The 18,205-nt window shown below is 64.4% G+C and carries 19 protein-coding genes, 1 tRNA gene and 1 pseudogene; 15 read left to right on the forward strand and 6 right to left on the reverse strand.

All coding sequences use genetic code 11. The features are described from left to right. The 4 genes and pseudogenes from FKP22_RS04755 to FKP22_RS04770 form a co-directional block, all read left to right on the forward strand. Positions 1-210, forward strand: a pseudogene (locus FKP22_RS04755) (peptide chain release factor N(5)-glutamine methyltransferase); the annotation flags it as partial. Between the two features lie 140 nt (positions 211-350). After that, entirely contained in the window at positions 351-1,004 is a 654-nt protein-coding gene (locus tag FKP22_RS04760; RefSeq protein WP_141285692.1) for a hypothetical protein, read from the forward strand. A gap of 222 nt (positions 1,005-1,226) precedes the next feature. Continuing rightward, entirely contained in the window at positions 1,227-1,541 is a 315-nt protein-coding gene (gene grxD, locus FKP22_RS04765; protein ID WP_141285694.1) for a Grx4 family monothiol glutaredoxin, read from the forward strand. Beyond that, positions 1,538-2,128, forward strand: coding sequence for a UbiX family flavin prenyltransferase (locus FKP22_RS04770; protein ID WP_231010208.1), 591 nt, complete (start codon positions 1,538-1,540; stop codon positions 2,126-2,128). Before grxD ends, FKP22_RS04770 begins: the two co-directional genes overlap by 4 nt. Positions 2,129-2,142: 14 nt before the next feature. Here the strand turns inward: FKP22_RS04770 and FKP22_RS04775 are convergent, their stop codons facing one another. Then, positions 2,143-2,778 (reverse strand): lytic transglycosylase domain-containing protein, encoded by a 636-nt coding sequence (locus FKP22_RS04775; protein WP_141285696.1) that lies wholly within the window; start codon positions 2,776-2,778, stop codon positions 2,143-2,145. Next, positions 2,775-4,520 carry a proline--tRNA ligase gene (locus FKP22_RS04780; RefSeq protein WP_141285698.1) on the reverse strand — a complete coding sequence of 582 codons (1,746 nt, stop codon included), beginning with the start codon at positions 4,518-4,520 and terminating at the stop codon, positions 2,775-2,777. Before FKP22_RS04780 ends, FKP22_RS04775 begins: the two co-directional genes overlap by 4 nt. Before the next feature lie 116 nt (positions 4,521-4,636). Here FKP22_RS04780 and FKP22_RS04785 point away from each other — a divergent pair, with 116 nt between their 5' ends. Then, on the forward strand, positions 4,637-5,242 hold the full coding sequence (locus FKP22_RS04785) for an RNA pyrophosphohydrolase (RefSeq protein ID WP_141285700.1): 606 nt from the start codon (positions 4,637-4,639) through the stop codon (positions 5,240-5,242). 40 nt (positions 5,243-5,282) lie between these two features. Here FKP22_RS04785 and proB read toward each other — a convergent pair whose 3' ends face one another. The 4 genes from proB to rplU form a co-directional block, all read right to left on the reverse strand. Then, positions 5,283-6,401 carry a glutamate 5-kinase gene (gene proB, locus FKP22_RS04790; protein WP_141285702.1) on the reverse strand — a complete coding sequence of 373 codons (1,119 nt, stop codon included), beginning with the start codon at positions 6,399-6,401 and terminating at the stop codon, positions 5,283-5,285. 7 nt (positions 6,402-6,408) lie between these two features. After that, positions 6,409-7,488 carry an Obg family GTPase CgtA gene (gene cgtA / locus FKP22_RS04795; RefSeq protein WP_141285704.1) on the reverse strand — a complete coding sequence of 360 codons (1,080 nt, stop codon included), beginning with the start codon at positions 7,486-7,488 and terminating at the stop codon, positions 6,409-6,411. A gap of 171 nt (positions 7,489-7,659) precedes the next feature. Next, a complete protein-coding gene (rpmA, locus tag FKP22_RS04800) occupies positions 7,660-7,917 on the reverse strand; it encodes a 50S ribosomal protein L27 (protein WP_141285706.1) in 258 nt (85 codons plus the stop codon). 28 nt (positions 7,918-7,945) lie between these two features. Beyond that, positions 7,946-8,257 (reverse strand): 50S ribosomal protein L21, encoded by a 312-nt coding sequence (gene rplU / locus FKP22_RS04805; protein ID WP_141285708.1) that lies wholly within the window; start codon positions 8,255-8,257, stop codon positions 7,946-7,948. Positions 8,258-8,531: 274 nt separating this feature from the next. Between rplU and FKP22_RS04810 the strand changes: the two genes are divergently transcribed. From FKP22_RS04810 to groL, 10 genes are all read left to right on the forward strand, one after another. Further along, complete coding sequence (locus FKP22_RS04810; protein WP_233446804.1) at positions 8,532-9,524, forward strand: polyprenyl synthetase family protein; 993 nt, start codon at positions 8,532-8,534, stop codon at positions 9,522-9,524. Between the two features lie 115 nt (positions 9,525-9,639). Further along, positions 9,640-9,716, forward strand: a tRNA-Pro gene (locus tag FKP22_RS04815). A gap of 280 nt (positions 9,717-9,996) precedes the next feature. Beyond that, positions 9,997-11,718 (forward strand): type IV-A pilus assembly ATPase PilB, encoded by a 1,722-nt coding sequence (gene pilB / locus FKP22_RS04820; protein ID WP_141285710.1) that lies wholly within the window; start codon positions 9,997-9,999, stop codon positions 11,716-11,718. A 123-nt stretch (positions 11,719-11,841) separates the two neighbouring features. Beyond that, the gene (locus FKP22_RS04825; protein WP_141285712.1) at positions 11,842-13,062 is read left to right on the forward strand and encodes a type II secretion system F family protein; all 1,221 of its coding nucleotides are present in this window, start codon (positions 11,842-11,844) and stop codon (positions 13,060-13,062) included. A 3-nt stretch (positions 13,063-13,065) separates the two neighbouring features. Further along, a complete protein-coding gene (locus FKP22_RS04830; protein WP_141285714.1) occupies positions 13,066-13,992 on the forward strand; it encodes a prepilin peptidase in 927 nt (308 codons plus the stop codon). A 70-nt stretch (positions 13,993-14,062) separates the two neighbouring features. Beyond that, positions 14,063-14,698, forward strand: a complete 636-nt coding sequence (coaE, locus tag FKP22_RS04835) for a dephospho-CoA kinase (RefSeq protein WP_141285716.1) — start codon at positions 14,063-14,065, stop codon at positions 14,696-14,698. A 37-nt stretch (positions 14,699-14,735) separates the two neighbouring features. Further along, the gene (gene zapD / locus FKP22_RS04840) at positions 14,736-15,491 is read left to right on the forward strand and encodes a cell division protein ZapD (protein WP_141285718.1); all 756 of its coding nucleotides are present in this window, start codon (positions 14,736-14,738) and stop codon (positions 15,489-15,491) included. Between the two features lie 65 nt (positions 15,492-15,556). Beyond that, a complete protein-coding gene (locus tag FKP22_RS04845; RefSeq protein WP_170200753.1) occupies positions 15,557-15,769 on the forward strand; it encodes a DNA gyrase inhibitor YacG in 213 nt (70 codons plus the stop codon). Between the two features lie 226 nt (positions 15,770-15,995). After that, complete coding sequence (gene groES, locus FKP22_RS04850; protein ID WP_141285720.1) at positions 15,996-16,286, forward strand: co-chaperone GroES; 291 nt, start codon at positions 15,996-15,998, stop codon at positions 16,284-16,286. Positions 16,287-16,337: 51 nt separating this feature from the next. After that, on the forward strand, positions 16,338-17,981 hold the full coding sequence (groL, locus tag FKP22_RS04855; protein ID WP_141285722.1) for a chaperonin GroEL: 1,644 nt from the start codon (positions 16,338-16,340) through the stop codon (positions 17,979-17,981). Positions 17,982-18,205 lie beyond the last annotated feature (224 nt).

Raw genomic sequence — 18,205 nt, forward strand, 5'->3', positions numbered from 1 at the left:
ATCCGCTCGCTGGTGGCTGACGCGCCGCCGCAGCTTCGCCCCGGCGCGTGGCTGCTGATCGAGCACGGCTGGGACCAGGCCGAGGCGGTACAGGCGCTGCTGCAAGGCGCCGGTTTTGCCCAGATCCAGACGCGGCACGACCTGGCCGGCCACGGCCGCTGCACCGGCGGTCGGCGGCCAGCCACCGGTCAGCCAGCTGGCACGCCATAGCGTGGTGCAGTCCGCACAACAGCGGCAAAACCCGCCTTTTTTCGGGCATTGAATATAGGCAAAGGAGTAGCATCTTTTGCATTGGGACGCGCAGATCCGGAAGCCACCGGGCGAGGCGCGACAACACCACCGGGGGCCGTATGCACACCGTCGACAGCCGCTTTTCCGCGCGCCAGACATTTCGCCATGCCTTGCTGGCCGGCGTGATGGGCGCAGCCACGCTGGCCGCATCGGCGGCGTCGGCGGCGTCGGCCGCGACCGTGGGCGACGGATTGCGCCTGAACGGCGACAGCGCTGCCTGGCCGCAGTGGCAAACCCGGCTGTCCATTGGCGCCCAGCCGCTGGGCCCGGCACCCAACATGCTCGACAGCCGCCTGTCGCTGGGCGCCAGCCTGGCGGGCGACCGTTATTTCGACATTGGCCGCATTGGTGACGGCGGCGGCCTGCGGGCCACTGGTGCCTTGCTGTTCGGCTCGCCTTCGGTGGCCTTGGGAGCGCCCGGCGCCTACGGTTCAGGCAGCCTGCTGATGAGCCGCGCCACATTCGGCGGCAGCAGCCAAGCCAGCGAAAGCGCGTTGGACACCACCGCCACGCCCTACCTGGGCATGGGCTACACGGCCTGGTGGGCCCGCTCCGGCCTCGGCCTGAGCGCCGACCTGGGCTTGCTGGCCACCCGCAATGCAGGTGGCTCGCGCCGCTTGCTGTCCGGCAACCCCAACAGCGGGCTGGACGACCCCAGCAGGCCCTACCAGCTGGCGCCGGTGCTGCAGGTTCAGCTGTCCTACTCGTTCTGAACTTTCTGCTGCCATTCGGCCACGGGCCGGAACCCCGGCCCGCACGCGCGATCACACCACGCAGGCACCGGCGTGGATGGTTGCCTTTTACCAGGGCGCCACGTCAGGCCATCGCCAGCCTGTGCTGCGCCTGCCTGCCGGCTTGTCGTATAAAGCTGGATGGTGGCATCGACCCTATTCCCGCCCCGACATTCGCCCCCGATATTTCCCGAAAGCACAGCCATGAGCGACGTTCAGCAACGCATCGACCAACTCGTCAAGAACCACAAGGTGGTCTTGTTCATGAAGGGCACGGCCCAGTTCCCGATGTGCGGCTTCTCCGGCCGCGCCATCCAGATCCTGAAAGCCTGCGGCGCGGGTGACCTGACGACGGTCAACGTGCTGGAGGACGACGCGATCCGCCAGGGCATCAAGGATTACGCCAACTGGCCAACGATTCCGCAGCTGTACGTGAACGGCGAATTCGTCGGCGGCTCGGACATCATGATGGAGATGTACCAGTCCGGCGAACTGCAGCCGATGATCGAAGCCGCGTGACGCTGGCCGAGCCGGCCGCCACGGTGGTCCCGCGCATCGTCGTGGGCATCACCGGCGCTTCGGGCGCGATCTACGGCGTGCGGCTGCTGCAGCGATTGCGCACGCTGGGTGCACGCACGCACCTGGTCGTGACCTCGGCCGGTGTGCTGAACGCGCACCACGAGCTGGACCTGGACCGAAACGCCCTGGAAGCCCTGGCGGACGAGGCGCATCCGCTGGGCGACATCGGTGCCTGCATTGCCAGCGGCAGCCACCCGGTGGACGCGATGGTGATTGCGCCCTGCTCGATGAGGACGCTGGCTTCCGTGGCCCACGGTTTTGGCGACAACCTGCTGACCCGCGCGGCCGACGTGACGCTGAAGGAACGCCGCCGGCTGCTGCTGATGGTGCGCGAAACGCCGTTCAACCTGGCCCACTTGCGCAACATGACGGCAGTGACCGAAATGGGCGCCATCGTGTTCCCACCGCTGCCGGCGTTCTACCACCGGCCACAGTCGATCGCGGAAATGGTGGACGACACGGTGGAGCGGGTGATCGCGCTGCTCGGCGTTGGCAATGCCACGCCCAGGAACTGGAACGGCCTCTGAACCTGGGCCGGAGCTCAGGTGACGACCCACTGCTTGCGGGCGCCGAACACCATGTTCGGATACTCGGGCTGGCCACGGCTGCCGTTGTAGCGGCCCAGCGCGAGGAACAGGTCGCCCTGCTCGCGGTCCAGGTAGTGGCGCAGGATGACGCAGCCAAAGCGCAGGTTGGTCTGCATGTGGAACAGGCGCGAAGCGTCACCGTCGCCGATCAGCCGGGACCAGAAAGGCATGACCTGCATGTAGCCGCGCGCGCCGGCCACGCTGATGGCGTACTTGCGAAAGCCGCTTTCCACCTGCACCAGACCCAGCACCAGAGAAGGCTCCAGCCCAGCCCGCTTGGCCTCGTACCAGATGGTTTCGAGGAACTCGATGCGCGTCTGGTCCTCGGACTTGCGCTTCTTCAGCCGGTCGCTGTTGGTGCCCAGCCAGCGCAGGTAGACCAGGCGGTCATCGAAGTTGGCAAAGCTGGGCTTGGGCGGCGCCTTGTTGGCAATGGCAGACGACAGCGCGCTGCGCACCGAGTCGATCAGCGGTTCCTCGGCTTGTTTGCCAGCCCAGGCCGGTGCGGCCCAGGGCGCGAGCAACGCAGCACCACCGGCTGCCAGGCAGGCCCGCCGGCTGACGGACCGCCCTGCCCCAACAGCGCTCATGCCGACAGGCGCGCCTTCACGACGGCACCCACTTCGGCCACGGCGATTTTCTGCGCCTCGGCCTCGCGCCGGCCCTGCATTTCGAGCAGGCCTTCCTTGAGCCCGCGATCTGACAGCACCACGCGCAAGGGCACACCAATCAGCTCCCAGTCGGCGAACATCGCGCCGGGGCGCTCGCCGCGGTCGTCCAGCAGCACGTCGATGCCGGCGGCGGCCAGTTCGTCGTGCAGCGCGTCGGCCGCGACCTTCACGTCGGCCGAGCGGTCATACCCGATGGGGCAGAGCACGACCTGGAACGGCGCGATGCTGATCGGCCAGATGATGCCGCGGGCATCGTGGTTCTGCTCGATGGCCGCGCCGAGGATGCGGGTCACGCCAATGCCGTAGCAGCCCATCTGCATCAGCTGCGGCTTGCCGGTTTCGTCCAGGTAGTTGGCGTTCATCGCCTTGGAATACTTGGTGCCAAGGAAGAATACGTGGCCAACCTCGATGCCGCGCTGGATTGCCAGCACGCCCTTGCCGTCCGGCGAAGGATCACCTTCGACGACGTTGCGGATGTCGACCACAGCGTCCGGCTCGGGCAGGTCGCGGCCCCAGTTGACGCCGGTGAGGTGGAAGTCGGGTTCGTTGGCACCGCAGACGAAGTCGGCCATGTTGGCCACCGTGCGGTCGGCAATCACTTTGACCGGCTTCCTCAGTCCGACAGGCCCCAGGTAACCGGGCTTGCAGCCGAAGTGTTCCTCGATCTCGGCCAGGGTCGCGAAGCGGAAACCGCCTTTCAGGCCCTCGACCTTGCCGGCCTTGACTTCGTTCATGTCATGGTCACCGCGCAGCAGCAGCAGCCAGACCGTGGTCTTCTTGACGTCGCCGTGCTCGTCCAGTTCGTCGGTCGCCAGCACCAGTGACTTGACGGTCTGCGCCAGTGGCAAGCCCAGCAGCGCGGCCACGTCGGCACAGGTACTCTTGCCAGGCGTGGACGTCTTGGCCATGACGGCACCTGCGGCAGCGCGCACGGACAGCAAAGCCACGCCTTCGGCCAGTTCGATGTTGGCGGCGTAGTCGCTGGTCGGGCAGTAGACGATGGCATCTTCGCCGGTCTCGGCAATCACCTGGAATTCGTGCGACAGGTCGCCGCCGATGGCGCCCGTGTCGGCCGCAACGGCGCGGTATTCGAGGCCAAAGCGGTCGAAGATGCGCTTGTAGGCGGCGAACATGGCTTCGTAGCTCCTGGTCGCGCCGGCTTCGTCACGGTCGAAGGAATACGCGTCCTTCATCGTGAACTCGCGGCCACGCATCACGCCAAAGCGCGGCCGGCGCTCGTCGCGGAATTTCGTCTGGATGTGATAGAAATTCCTGGGCAACTGCTTGTAGCTGCGCAGTTCCTGGCGGGCGATGTCGGTCACCACCTCTTCGGAGGTCGGCTGGATGATGAAGTCGCGGTCATGCCGGTCCTTCACCCGCATCAGTTCCGGGCCCATCTTGTCGAAGCGGCCGGTCTCCTGCCACAGCTCGGCCGGCTGCACCACAGGCATCAGCAATTCAACCGCGCCAGCACGGTTCATCTCTTCGCGAATGATGCCCTCGACCTTGCGGATCACCCGCAGGCCCATGGGCATGTAGTTGTAGATGCCGGCGCCGAGGCGCTTGATCATGCCAGCGCGCATCATCAGCTGATGGCTCACGACTTCGGCGTCTGCAGGAGCCTCTTTGAGGGTGGAGATGAAGAACTGGGAGGCTTTCATGGGCGCGACGTTACAGCCTGCAGAGGCGCCCGGCGCAAGCTCCGGGTTAGCGAGAGCCTGGGCGGGGAGCCCCGTGGGTGCTATATTGATTTCAGTTCAAAATTTGGGGTTCGATTATGCTCGACCGGGAAGGCTACAGGCCCAACGTCGGCATCATCCTGCTCAACGCCCGCAACCAGGTGTTTTGGGGCAAGCGGCTGCGCACCCACTCCTGGCAGTTCCCGCAAGGGGGCATCAAGTATGGCGAGTCGCCTGAGCAGGCGATGTTCCGCGAGTTGCACGAGGAAGTCGGTTTGCTTCCCGATCACGTGGAAATTCTGGCGCGCACCCGCGATTGGCTGCGCTATGACGTGCCCGATCATTTCATCCGCAAGGATGCACGCGGCCACTACAAGGGGCAAAAGCAGATCTGGTTCCTGTTGCGCCTGATGGGCCGCGACAGCGACATGAACCTGCGCGCGACCAACCATCCGGAATTCGACGCCTGGCGCTGGAACGACTATTGGGTGCCGCTGGACGTGGTGATCGAATTCAAGCGCGGCGTCTACCAGATGGCGCTGACCGAACTGGCGCGCTTCATGCCGCGCATGGCCTACCAGAATCGCTACCTGCGCGGTGGCATGCGCCCGCATCGGGATGGCCGCAGGCCGCCGGACGGGGTCATGGACGAGGCCATGGGGCCTGCACTGCCGCTGATGTCGCCGCCGGGCGCGCCAGAGTAAGTCGCCCAGCCTTCAGTCACGCCGACCAGGCGGCAAGCGCTCAGCTCAGCACCAGATTGTCGCGATGGATCAGTTCGGGCTCGGCGACATAGCCGAGCAAGCCCGCGATCTGCGACGAGGGCTTGCGGGCAATCAGCCGGGCCTCGGCGCTGGAGTAGTTGGCCAGTCCACGCGCAACCTCTCCACCAGCGGAGCTGCGCACCGCAATGACATCCCCGCGGTGGAACTCGCCCTGCACCTCGACCACGCCAATGGGCAACAGGCTCTTGCCTTCCTCGCGCAGTTTGATGACCGCGCCATCGTCTATCACCACGGCGCCCCGCATCTGCAGGTGATCGGCCATCCACTGCTTGCGGGCGGCCAGCTTGGGCGTGCCTGCCAGCAAGGCGGTGCCAATGGCCTCGCCCGCCATCAGGCGCAGCAACACGTCAGGCTCACGGCCCCATGCGATCACGGTGCTGGCACCGCTGCCTGCGGCGCGCTTGGCGGCCAGCACCTTGGTGATCATGCCGCCGCGGCCGATGCTGGAACCAGCGCCGCCGGCCATGCGTTCCAGCGCCGGGTCGCCCGCCTCTGCCACGTCGATGAAACGGGCGTCCGGGTCCTTGCGCGGGTCGGCCGAGTACAGGCCCTTCTGGTCGGTCAGGATGATCAGCGCATCGGCTTCCACCAGGTTGGCGACCAGCGCGCCCAGCGTGTCGTTGTCGCCGAACTTGATCTCGTCATTGACGACGGTGTCGTTTTCGTTGATGACCGGCAGCACCTTCAGGCCCAGCAGGGTCAGCAGGGTCGAGCGGGCATTCAGGTAACGTTCGCGGTCCGCCAGGTCGGCATGCGTGAGCAGCACCTGGGCGCTGCCCATGCCGTGCTCGGAGAGCTTGCTCTCGTACATCTGCGCCAGGCCCATCTGGCCGACGGCAGCGGCAGCCTGCAACTCCGGCAGTTCCTTGGGTCGGGTCGTCCAGCCCAGGCGTTTCATGCCTTCGGCAATCGCGCCGCTGGAGACCATCACCACTTCGCAGCCCTGCGCCGCCAGGCCGGCCATCTGTCGGCACCAGTTGCCGACCGCCTCGGCATCCACGCCCCGGCCTTCGTTGGTCACCAGGCTGGAGCCAACCTTGACGACGATGCGCCGCGCGCCCAGAAGTGCTGCACTCATCGCGGGGTCACTCGTCGGCAGCGGTCGTGTCGGCAGCGGCGTCGAAACGCGGATCGGGCTCAGGCGGCGGCTTGACCTGTTCGGCGGCCACATGCTCCCAGATGGCGTGGATCAACGGCTGCAGGCCGTCACGGGCCAGCGCCGAGATCTCGAACACGGGGCCCTTCCACTTGTAGCGCTTGACGAAATCCTTCACGCGCTTGGCACGCTCGTCTTCGGGCACCATGTCCAGCTTGTTGAGCACCAGCCAGCGCGGCTTGTCGTGCAGCGCCTGGTCGTACTTGCGCAGCTCTTCGACGATGGCCTTGGCCTGCTTGACCGGATCGACCTCGTCGTCGAACGGCGCCAGGTCGACCACATGCAGCAGCAAACGCGTGCGCTGCAAGTGGCGCAGGAACAGATGACCCAGGCCGGCACCTTCGGAAGCACCTTCGATCAGGCCCGGAATGTCGGCTACCACGAAGCTCTTCTCGGGGCCGACGCGCACCACGCCCAGGTTCGGGTGCAAGGTGGTGAACGGATAGTCGGCAATCTTTGGCCTGGCGTTCGACACTGCCGTGATCAGCGTGCTCTTGCCGGCATTGGGCATGCCCAGCAGGCCCACGTCGGCCAGCACGCGCAGTTCCAGCTTGACCTTGAAGCCTTCACCCGGCCAGCCCGGCGTGTGCTGGCGCGGGGCGCGATTGGTGCTAGTCTTGTAGTGCAGGTTGCCGAAGCCGCCATCGCCACCCTTGGCCAGCAGCACCGGCTCTTCGGGGTCGATCAGCTCGGCCATCACGCGGCCGGTTTCGACGTCGGTGATGATGGTGCCGACGGGCATGCGCAGCATGATGTCGTCCGCAGCAGCGCCAAAGCAGTCTGCGCCACGGCCGGCCTCGCCATTGCGCGCTTCGTGGCGGCGGGCATAGCGGTAGTCGATCAGCGTGTTCAGGTTGCGGTCGGCCACGGCATAGACGCTGCCGCCCTTGCCGCCGTTGCCACCGTCTGGTCCACCAAAGGGGATGAATTTCTCGCGCCGAAAACTCGCGCAGCCCGCGCCGCCGTTGCCCGCGGCGATGTCGATGGTGGCTTCGTCAACGAATTTCATGGTGTTCGGATGGTATCGGAGGGCCGAAACCGGCCCGAGTGTCTTGGGTTCGCCGCCAGCGATGTCGGGCACTGTGCCCGCGCCGGCCCATCAAGACAAAAGCCCCGGCAAGCCGGGGCTTTGGACGCTTGGTCCAGCCAGAGGCAGACCAAGGCGAAGGCTGTGGCGCGATTACAGCGGCGTGATGATCACGGTGTGCCGGTTCAGCGCGCCCTTGACGGCGAACGAAACGGTACCGTCGACCAATGCGAACAGCGTGTGGTCACGGCCCATCGCGACATTGGTGCCGGCATGGAACTTGGTGCCACGCTGGCGCACGATGATCGAGCCCGCCGAGATGACTTGGCCACCGAAGGCCTTGACACCCAGCATCTTGGGTTGAGAGTCGCGGCCGTTCCGGGTGGAACCGCCGCCTTTTTTCTGTGCCATGGTTCAGAACTCCTGTTGAGGCGCTGAATCAGCCGTTGACCGCGCTGATTTCCAGCTCGGTGTAGTTCTGGCGATGACCGCCATGCTTCTGGTAGTGCTTGCGGCGGCGCATCTTGAAGATGCGAACCTTGTCGTGACGGCCATGGGCCACCACGGTTGCCACCACTGTTGCACCGCTCACCAGGGGAGTCCCGACCTTCAGATCTGCGCCGCTACCGACAGCCAAAACCTGGTCAATCACGATTTCCTGGCCAACGTCCGCAGCAATCTGTTCTACCTTGATCTTTTCGCCGGCTGCAACCTTGTATTGCTTGCCACCGGTTTTTACGACCGCGTACATATGTGCCCTTTGCTTGAAGTGCGCAAGACCTGTTGGCATGCCCTGAACATCAGACCCGTTAACTCAACAGGCCTCAAATCCAGGAGGCGCCACACCCGCCAAACGCATCTCATCAATCGCCACGGACCATTCCGAGGCGAAGCTTGGGATCATAGCATAGCGAGCACCAAGCTGCCAAGGGCCCGACACGCGAATGGCAGAGGCCGCCAACGCTGCGCCGGTCGCTTCCTATAATCGACGGGTTTTGCCGTCATCGGGTTCGCTCCCCCGCCTCATGTCGCCCTCCTCCACGACGCTGCCCACCCCCAACATCGACTTCGACCCGATGGCCGATGACATGCGCCAAGTCGACGAGGTAATCCGGCAGCGGCTGTCCTCGGACGTCGCGCTGATCGAACAGATTTCCCACTACATCATCGGCGCCGGCGGCAAGCGCATCCGCCCCCGACTGGTGCTGCTGTTCGCGGACGCCCTGGGCTACAAGGGCCCACACAAATACGAACTGGCGGCCACAGTCGAGTTCATCCACACCGCCACGCTGCTGCACGACGATGTGGTCGATGAATCTTCGCTGCGGCGCGGCCGGGACACTGCCAATGCGGTGTTCGGCAATGCCGCCAGCGTGCTGGTAGGCGACTTCCTGTACTCACGCGCCTTCCAGATGATGGTTTCGGTGAACAGCATGCGTGTGCTCGACGTGCTGGCCGATGCGACCAACGTCATCGCCGAAGGCGAGGTGCTGCAGCTGATGAACATGCATGAGCCAGACGTTGCAATCGAAGACTATCTGCGCGTGATCCGCTACAAGACCGCCAAGCTGTTCGAGGCCAGCGCGCGCCTGGGCGCCGTGATTGCCCAGGCACCCCGCGAGATCGAAGAAGCCTGCGCCGACTACGGGCGCTCGCTGGGTACGGCCTTCCAGCTGGTCGACGACCTGCTGGACTACCAAGGCACGACCACTGCACTCGGCAAGAATGTGGGCGACGACTTGCGCGAAGGCAAACCCACACTGCCGTTGCTGATCGCCATGAGCCGAGGCTCCGCCGCAGAACGCGACTTGATCCGCCACGCCATCGAACAGGGCGAGGTCGAACGGCTGCAAGACATCATCGGCATCGTGCACCGCACTGGCGCACTGGAAGCCACGCGCGACGCCGCCCGCACCGAAGCCGAAGCGGCCCGCCTGAGCCTTTCTTCCCTGCCTCTTTCCAACTCGCTGAATTTGCTGCTAGAATTATCTGCTCGATCGGTTGAGCGCTCTTCTTGAGCGAACCAGGCAGAAACTGCAGGCATCACCAGAGATGCACGAGGCGATCAGGGTCAGCATGCCAAGCGCTGCGAACCCGGATGCCAACAGGGAATGCTTTGGCAGCAGGTCATTTCGGGGTGTAGCTTAGCCTGGTAGAGCGCTACGTTCGGGACGTAGAGGCCGGAGGTTCGAATCCTCTCACCCCGACCAAATCACTGTGAATCATTGCCAAAGCGCAGGAAGTTCAAGCTTTCTGCGCTTTTTGCATTTGAGCGCCCGCATCATGCCCCCTCTCGAAGAGGCAATTCCCGTTGCCGACCCACATTGCCGTTGCAGCGCTTCGCCGCCTGCGTGCGTTCAGTCACAACTTGTGACCACTGGAGCCCGGTTTTCTCGCTGCATTGACCAGCAAAGCCGCCGATATACAGTACCGTGCCAAAGGGCGTTGATGCCCGGCCCATTCTTGTTGTAGCCCTCTTGCCGTTCAGCCGTGGATACTGTTGCCGACGCCTCCAAAGCCTTCTTGTCAGGAGTGGCACGTGTACTGGTCCATGGCGGCAAGCTTCAGCCAGCCAAAGCCGAGGAACTGGTTCGCAGCGCCAAGGAAAAGAAGCTTTCATTCATCGCTGAACTGATCGGCAGCAACACGATGACGCCACTGGCACTGGCGCAGTCGCTGTCCCAGGCTCTTGCAGCGCCTCTGCTGGATCTGGACGCAGTTGACACGCAAAAGCTGCCAAAGTCCTTCATCGACAGCAAGCTGATTGGCCAGTACAAGATCTTGCCGCTGGGCAAGCGCGGCAGTCGCCTGTTCCTTGCCTGCGCCGACCCGACCGACCAGGAAGCCAGCGAGCGCATCAAGTTTGCGACCCAGCTTTCGCCTGAATGGGTGGTCGTCGAATACGACAAGCTGATCAAGCTGGTGGACGGGCAGACCACCTCGGCCAATCAGGCGCTGGAGACGATTGCTTCTGCCGACTTCGAATTCGATGTCACTGAAGAAGAGGTGGGCGGCGCTTCGCCGTCGCCGGAGGCAGTCGCGGAGGTCGAAGATGCGCCCGTCGTGCGCTTCCTGCAGAAGATGTTGATCGACGCGATCAATCTCCGCGCTTCCGACCTGCACTTTGAGCCCTACGAATTCCATTACCGCGTGCGCTTCCGGGTGGACGGCGAGTTGCGCGAGATCACGCAACCACCGATTGCGATCAAGGAAAAGCTGGCGTCCCGCATCAAGGTCATTTCACGGCTGGACATCTCGGAAAAGCGCGTGCCGCAGGATGGCCGGATGAAGCTGCGCTTTGGCAGCAAGTCAATCGACTTCCGGGTCAGCACGCTGCCCACACTGTTCGGCGAGAAGATCGTCATCCGTATTCTCGACTCTTCCAGCGCGAAGATGGGCATCGAGGCGCTCGGTTATGAACCGGAGGAAAAGGAGCGGCTGATGCACGCGGTGCACCGGCCCTATGGCATGGTGCTGGTGACCGGGCCAACCGGCTCGGGCAAGACAGTGTCGCTCTACACCTGCCTGAACATCCTGAACCAGCCGGGCGTGAACATCTCGACCGTGGAAGACCCGGCGGAAATCAACCTGCCCGGCATCAATCAGGTCAATGTCAACGACAAGGCTGGCCTGAACTTCGCCTCGGCACTGAAGTCCTTCCTGCGCCAGGATCCGGACGTGATCATGGTCGGCGAAATCCGCGACCTGGACACTGCGGACATTGCGATCAAGGCCGCGCAGACCGGCCACTTGGTGCTGTCCACGCTGCATACCAACGACGCACCGTCCACCTTGACCCGGTTGTTGAACATGGGCGTGGCGCCTTTCAACATCGCGTCCAGCCTGTTGCTGATCACCGCCCAGCGCCTGGTACGCCGCTTGTGCGAAAGCTGCAAGGCGCCTGCCGACTACCCCAGGCCGGCGCTGTTGCGTGCAGGCTTCACCGAAAGCGAACTCGACGGCACTTGGCGCCCTTACCGCGCCGTGGGCTGCTCTGCCTGCAACAATGGCTATCGTGGTCGTCTGGGCATTTACCAGGCCATGCCGATCACTGACGCGATTCAGCGGCTGATCCTGGCCAATGGTTCGGCCAACGATCTGGCGATACAGGCTCGCGAAGATGGGGTGCGCGATTTGCGCCAGTCCGGCTTGCTGAAGGTCAGGTTGGGCGCAACCTCGCTGGAAGAAGTCATCGCCGCGACCAACGAATAGCGGCACGCGAAACAATCAAGGCAACACCGGTTTGCACCGGGCGAAGCCAGGGTCCTGAGAATCCACCCGCGTTGCGGGCGTCGACTACAACTGATCACACCGTCGGGAGCGGCCGGAGGCTTTATGGCTACAGCAGCGGCAGCAAGAAGCGCCAAGGATTTCACCTTCGAATGGGAAGGCAAGGACCGCAACGGCAAGGTCGTGCGCGGGGAATTGCGCGCCGGCGGAGAAGCCGCCGTGAGTGCCAGCCTGCGCCGGCAAGGCGTGCTGGTCACCAAGGTGAAGAAGCGCCGCAGTTCCGGCGGCAAGAGCATCAAGCCCAAGGACATTGCCATCTTCACGCGCCAGTTGGCGACGATGATGAAGGCCGGGGTGCCCTTGCTGCAAGCCTTCGACATCGTCGCCCGCGGCAGCACCAATGCCACGCTGACCCGGCTGCTGATGGACATCCGTGCGGACATCGAGACAGGTACCAGCCTGTCTGCTGCGTTCCGCCGGCATCCGAAATACTTCGATGCCCTGTACTGCAACCTGGTCGAGGCCGGCGAAGCTGGCGGTATTCTGGAATTGCTGCTCGGTCGTCTGGCGCTTTACCAGGAAAAGACGCTGGCACTGAAGCAGAAGGTCAAGTCAGCGCTGATCTACCCGATGTCGGTGCTGGTGGTCGCCTTCATCGTGGTCACGGTGATCATGATTTTCGTGATCCCGGCCTTCGAGGACGTGTTCAAGAACTTCGGCGCCGACTTGCCCACGCCCACGCTGTTGGTGATCGCCATGAGCAAGTTTTTCGTCTCCTATTGGTGGGCCATTTTCGGCAGCATCTTCGGCGGCGGCTACATGTTCGTGCGCACCTGGCGGCGTTCGGAAAGAATCCAGTTTTTCATGGACCGCCTGTTCCTGCGCATGCCGGTCTTCGGTGAGCTGGTTCGGAAATCCATCATCGCGCGATGGACCCGGACCCTTTCGACATTGTTTGGTGCGGGTGTCCCGTTGGTGGAGGCGCTGGACTCGGTTGGCGGCACCGCAGGCAACAAGGTCTATGCCATCGCCACCGAAGCGATTCAGCGTGACGTCGCCTCCGGCACCGCACTGACTTCGGCCATGACCGCAACCGGCGTGTTCCCGAACATGGTGTTGCAGATGGCTGGCATCGGCGAAGAATCGGGCGCGCTAGACGACATGCTTGCACGCGCCGCGGAGTTCTACGAAGAAGAAGTCGACGAGATGGTGAAGGGGCTGTCAACCTTGATGGAGCCCATCATCATCGTGTTCCTTGGCACCATCATTGGCGGCATCGTCGTGTCGATGTACTTGCCCATCTTCAAGCTCGGTCAGGTGGTCTGACGCATGGCGCAGACCGGAGAGTGGGCGATCTGGTTGTCGCCCTGGGTGCTGGGCGCGTTGGGCCTTTGCATTGGCAGTTTCCTGAACGTGGTGGCGCACCGCCTGCCGCGCATGATGGAGCGGCAATGGTGGCGGGACGTGGCCCAGCAGCTGAGCGACAGCGAGTCTTTCCAGCGGACTTTTGGACGGGGCGCGCCCAAGCCACTCGCCGCCACATCGGGTGAGCTTGAGCAGGAACTGGACAAGCTCGGCCGGTTGACGCTTTCCAAGCCCGCCTCACGCTGCCCGGCCTGCCAGCACAGGATCCGCTGGCACGAGAACATTCCGCTGGTGAGCTGGTTGCGGCTGCGAGGCCGCTGCTCCGCATGCGGCACCCGCATTTCGGTGCGCTATCCGCTGCTGGAACTGGCCACCGGCCTGCTGTTCGCCGGCATTGCCTGGCGCGTGGGCCCGCAACCGGTGGCGCTGGCCTGGTGCGGCGTGGCCGCCACGCTGGTCGCGCTGACTGCCATCGACTGGGACACCACCTTGCTGCCGGACGCGCTGACGCTGCCGCTGCTGTGGGCCGGTCTGTGCGCCGCAGCGCTGGAGTGGACGCTGCCGCTCAGCACCTCACTCTGGGGTGCCGTCGTGGGCTACCTGTCGCTGTGGTCGGTGTACTGGCTGTTCAAGCTGACGACAGGCAAGGAAGGCATGGGCCACGGCGACTTCAAGCTGCTGGCCGCGCTGGGGGCCTGGCTGGGCTGGAAAGCCATCCTGCCCATCGTGCTGATGGCTTCGGTGATCGGCGCGGTGGTCGGCATCGGCATGAAGCTCAGCGACACCTTGCGCGAAGGGCGCTACGTGCCGTTCGGCCCGTTCCTCGCCGGTGGCGGACTGGTGCTGATGCTGGCGGGCACCGAAACGGTATTGGGTTGGATAGGGCAGTGAGCCCCGCACGGCCGCCCGAAGGGTCTCATTCCCGCCCGGCGGGACCGGCCGCAGGCCGCAGGGTGCGCCAGTGAGCGCTGTGCGCGTGGGCTTGACCGGCGGCATCGGCAGCGGCAAGAGCACCGTTGCCGCGCTGCTTTCGGCCCGCGGCGCCAAGGTCATCGACACCGATGCAATCTCGCGCGCGTTGACCGCGCCACAAGGCGCTGCGCTGCCCGCCATCGCCGCGGCATTTGGTGCCGACATGGTCGATGAACATGGCGCATTGGACCGCGCCCGCATGCGCCAGCTGGCCTTTGGCCAGGCCCCGGAAGCGCTGCAAGCCAAGCAGACGCTTGAGCACATCCTGCACCCATTGATCCAGGCCGAGACGGCACGCCAGGCCGCGCAGGCAGAACCTGGCCAGCCACTGGTGTTCGACGTGCCGCTGCTGGCCGAGTCGGCCCATTGGCGTGGCCGGGTGGACAAGGTGCTGGTCATCGACTGCAGCGAGGCGACACAAATCCGACGCGTCATGGCCCGTTCCGGCTGGCCTGCGCAGGAGGTGCAGCGCGTGATCGCGCTGCAGGCCACGCGGGCAGAGCGCCGCGCCATCGCCGATGCCGTGATCCTCAACGACGGGCTGAGCCTGGCGCAATTGCAGGCCGAGCTGGACGCACTCTGGCAGCAAGGTTTTTTCGGTCCGGCCGCTGCGCCCGGGGTGTGAAACAATCGCCGCCAGCCAACCGCCCGGAAAGCGCCTTTTGGTCCTCTACGAATACCCGTTCAACGAAAGCATCCGCACGATGCTGCGGCTCGAACACCTGTTCGGCCGACTGAACACCCTGGTGCCGCGTGACGAAGCGGTCGACCATCATTTCTCCCTGGTCACGCTGTTCGAGATCATGGACGTGGCCTCGCGGGCCGACCTGAAATCCGACCTGCTCAAGGAACTGGAGCGCCACAAGGCGCAGCTGCAAAGTTATCGCGGCAACCCGCATGTGTCGGAAGCCGCGCTGGACGAAGTCGTGGCTCGCATCGACCATGCCTTCAACGGCCTGAACCAGTTCGCGGGCAAGGCGGGGCAAGCGCTGACCACCAACGAGTGGCTGATGAGCATCCGCAGCCGCATCAGCATTCCTGGTGGCACTTGCGAGTTCGACCTGCCGGCCTACTTCGCCTGGCAGCAGCACAGCCCTGATCGACGCCGCGCCGACCTCGCCCAGTGGCTCAGCCACCTGTGGCCGCTGGGCGAAGCGCTGCACGTGTTGCTGGGCCTGCTGCGGGACGCCGGCATGCCGCACAAGGTCGTGGCCCAGGGCGGCCAGTACCAGCAAACCCTGCCCCAGGGCCGCACCTACCAGCTGCTGCGAGTGCGGCTGGACGACGGGGTGGACCTGGTGCCAGAGATCAGCGGCCACCGCCTGATGGTCTCGGTGCGGCTGATGCGGGCCGACGCCGAGGGCCGCCTGCGCCCCGCCGCGCAGGACACCGCGTTTGAACTCTCGCTCTGCGCCTGAGTCCCATCGCTTCGTCATTCGTTTCCGCCTCGCCCTTGCACTTGCAAGCACCGCCGGCGCCTGCCGTGAACCAGCCCAAATCCAGCCCCCCATCCTCCGTTGCCGCCAAGGCCATCGAGGTCAACTGCCCGGCCTGCGGCGAGCGCACGCTGTATTCGCCTGCGAACGCCTTCCGGCCCTTCTGCAGCGCCCGCTGCCAGGGCCATGATTTCGGCGCCTGGGCCAATGAAGGCTACAGGGTGCCGACCAAGCCCAGCAGCGAAGAGCCGGAGCCCTGAGCCGGCCACGCACCGACCTCAGGCCGGTTTTCGTCACACCCGGGCACTCGCCTGCTCTTGAAACCCGGCAGACGGTGCCTATAATGGGATTAGCACTCAACCAAGTCGAGTGCTAACAGTTCTGGCGCCGGCCTTCCTGGCCGGCGTTCCTGAGCACCTGATGTGATGCAGCGCCCTTTGCCGGTGTTGCCTTCCTCGCTCAAAGCCACTGCATTTAGGAGATGCCATGAAACTTCGTCCGTTGCACGATCGCGTGATCGTCAAGCGCCTGGAACAAGAAACCAAGACCGCCTCCGGCATCGTCATCCCTGACAACGCCGCCGAGAAGCCTGATCAAGGCGAAGTCCTGGCCGTTGGCCCGGGCAAGCGCAACGACAAGGGCGACTTCATCGTCCTGAACGTCAAGGTCGGTGACCGCGTGCTGTTCGGCAAGTACTCTGGCCAGTCGGTCAAGGTCGACGGCGAAGAGCTGATGGTCATGCGCGAAGAAGACCTGTTTGCCGTCGTCGAGAAGTAATCCTTCTCCCTCTGCACACACCTCTTACTGAACTGAATTCGGAGAATACAAATGGCAGCAAAAGACGTGATCTTTGGCTCTGACGCCCGCACCCGCATGGTTGAAGGCGTGAACATCCTGGCCAATGCGGTCAAGGTCACGCTGGGCCCCAAGGGCCGCAACGTGGTCCTGGAGCGCTCTTTCGGCGCCCCCACCGTCACCAAGGACGGTGTCTCGGTGGCCAAGGAAATCGAGCTGAAGGACAAGCTGCAGAACATGGGCGCGCAGATGGTCAAGGAAGTTGCTTCCAAGACTTCTGACAACGCCGGTGACGGCACCACCACCGCCACCGTGCTGGCGCAAGCCATCGTGCGCGAAGGCATGAAGTACGTGGCCGCCGGCATGAACCCGATGGACCTGAAGCGTGGCATCGACAAGGCGGTCACCGCCCTGGTCGCCCAGCTGAAGGCGGCCTCCAAGGCCACCACGACCTCCAAGGAAATCGCGCAAGTCGGCACCATCTCGGCCAACAGCGATTCCGAAGTCGGCCGCATCATCGCTGAAGCGATGGACAAGGTCGGCAAGGAAGGCGTCATCACCGTCGAAGACGGCAAGTCGCTGGACAGCGAACTCGACGTCGTCGAAGGCATGCAGTTCGACCGCGGCTACCTGTCGCCCTACTTCATCAACAACCCGGAAAAGCAAGCCGCACTGCTGGACAACCCGTTTGTCCTGCTGTTCGACAAGAAGATCTCGAACATCCGCGATCTGCTGCCGACCCTGGAACAAGTGGCCAAGGCTGGCCGTCCGCTGCTGATCATCGCTGAAGAAGTCGATGGCGAAGCGCTGGCGACCCTGGTGGTCAACACCATCCGCGGCATCCTGAAGGTCGTCGCCGTCAAGGCCCCGGGCTTTGGCGACCGTCGCAAGGCCATGCTGGAAGACATCGCCATCCTGACCGGTGGCAAGGTCATCGCCGAAGAAGTCGGCCTGTCGCTCGAGAAGGTCACGCTGGCCGACCTGGGCCAGGCCAAGCGCGTCGAAGTGGGCAAGGAAAACACCATCATCATCGATGGTGCCGGTGCCGCTGCCGACATCGAAGCCCGCGTCAAGCAAGTGCGCGTGCAGATCGAAGAAGCTTCGAGCGACTACGACCGTGAAAAGCTGCAAGAACGCGTGGCCAAGCTGGCCGGCGGTGTTGCCGTCATCAAGGTCGGTGCTGCCACCGAAGTCGAGATGAAGGAAAAGAAGGCCCGCGTGGAAGACGCGCTGCACGCGACCCGTGCCGCCGTTGAAGAAGGCATCGTCGCCGGTGGCGGCGTGGCCCTGCTGCGCGCCCGCCAGACGGCAGGCACCATCAAGGGTGACAACGCTGACCAGGACGCCGGCATCAAGCTGATCCTGAAGGCGATCGAAGCCCCGCTGCGCGAAATCGTGTCGAACGCCGGTGGCGAACCCAGCGTGGTGATCAACGCCGTGTTGGCTGGCAGTGGCAATCACGGCTTCAACGCCGCGAACGACACCTATGGCGACATGATCGAAATGGGCATCCTGGACCCGACCAAGGTGACCCGGACCGCGCTGCAAAACGCCGCTTCGGTCGCTTCGCTGATGCTGACCACCGAATGCATGGTCGCCGAAGCCCCGAAGGACGACGCGCCTTCGATGCCCGGCGGCGGCATGGGCGGCATGGGCGGCATGGGCATGGACATGTAAGCTGTCCTGCCTGAGCGTCCCCGCTCTCGCAAGCATGCAAGGCCACCTTCGGGTGGCCTTTTTTGTTGTGTCGCCGCACCCGGTGCCGCCCGGACACACGGCGCACCACGCCACAATCCGCCGCATGACGCGTGCGCTGTTGTCCCTGCTGTTGCCCTTGGTCGGTGTGATTGGCGCCTCGTCTGCAGCCCTCGCCGCAGCGCAGGCAGTGCAGCCCGAGCCAA

The sequence above is a fragment of the Ideonella azotifigens genome, assembly GCF_006519715.1.
Taxonomy (GTDB): domain Bacteria; phylum Pseudomonadota; class Gammaproteobacteria; order Burkholderiales; family Burkholderiaceae_C; genus Ideonella; species Ideonella azotifigens.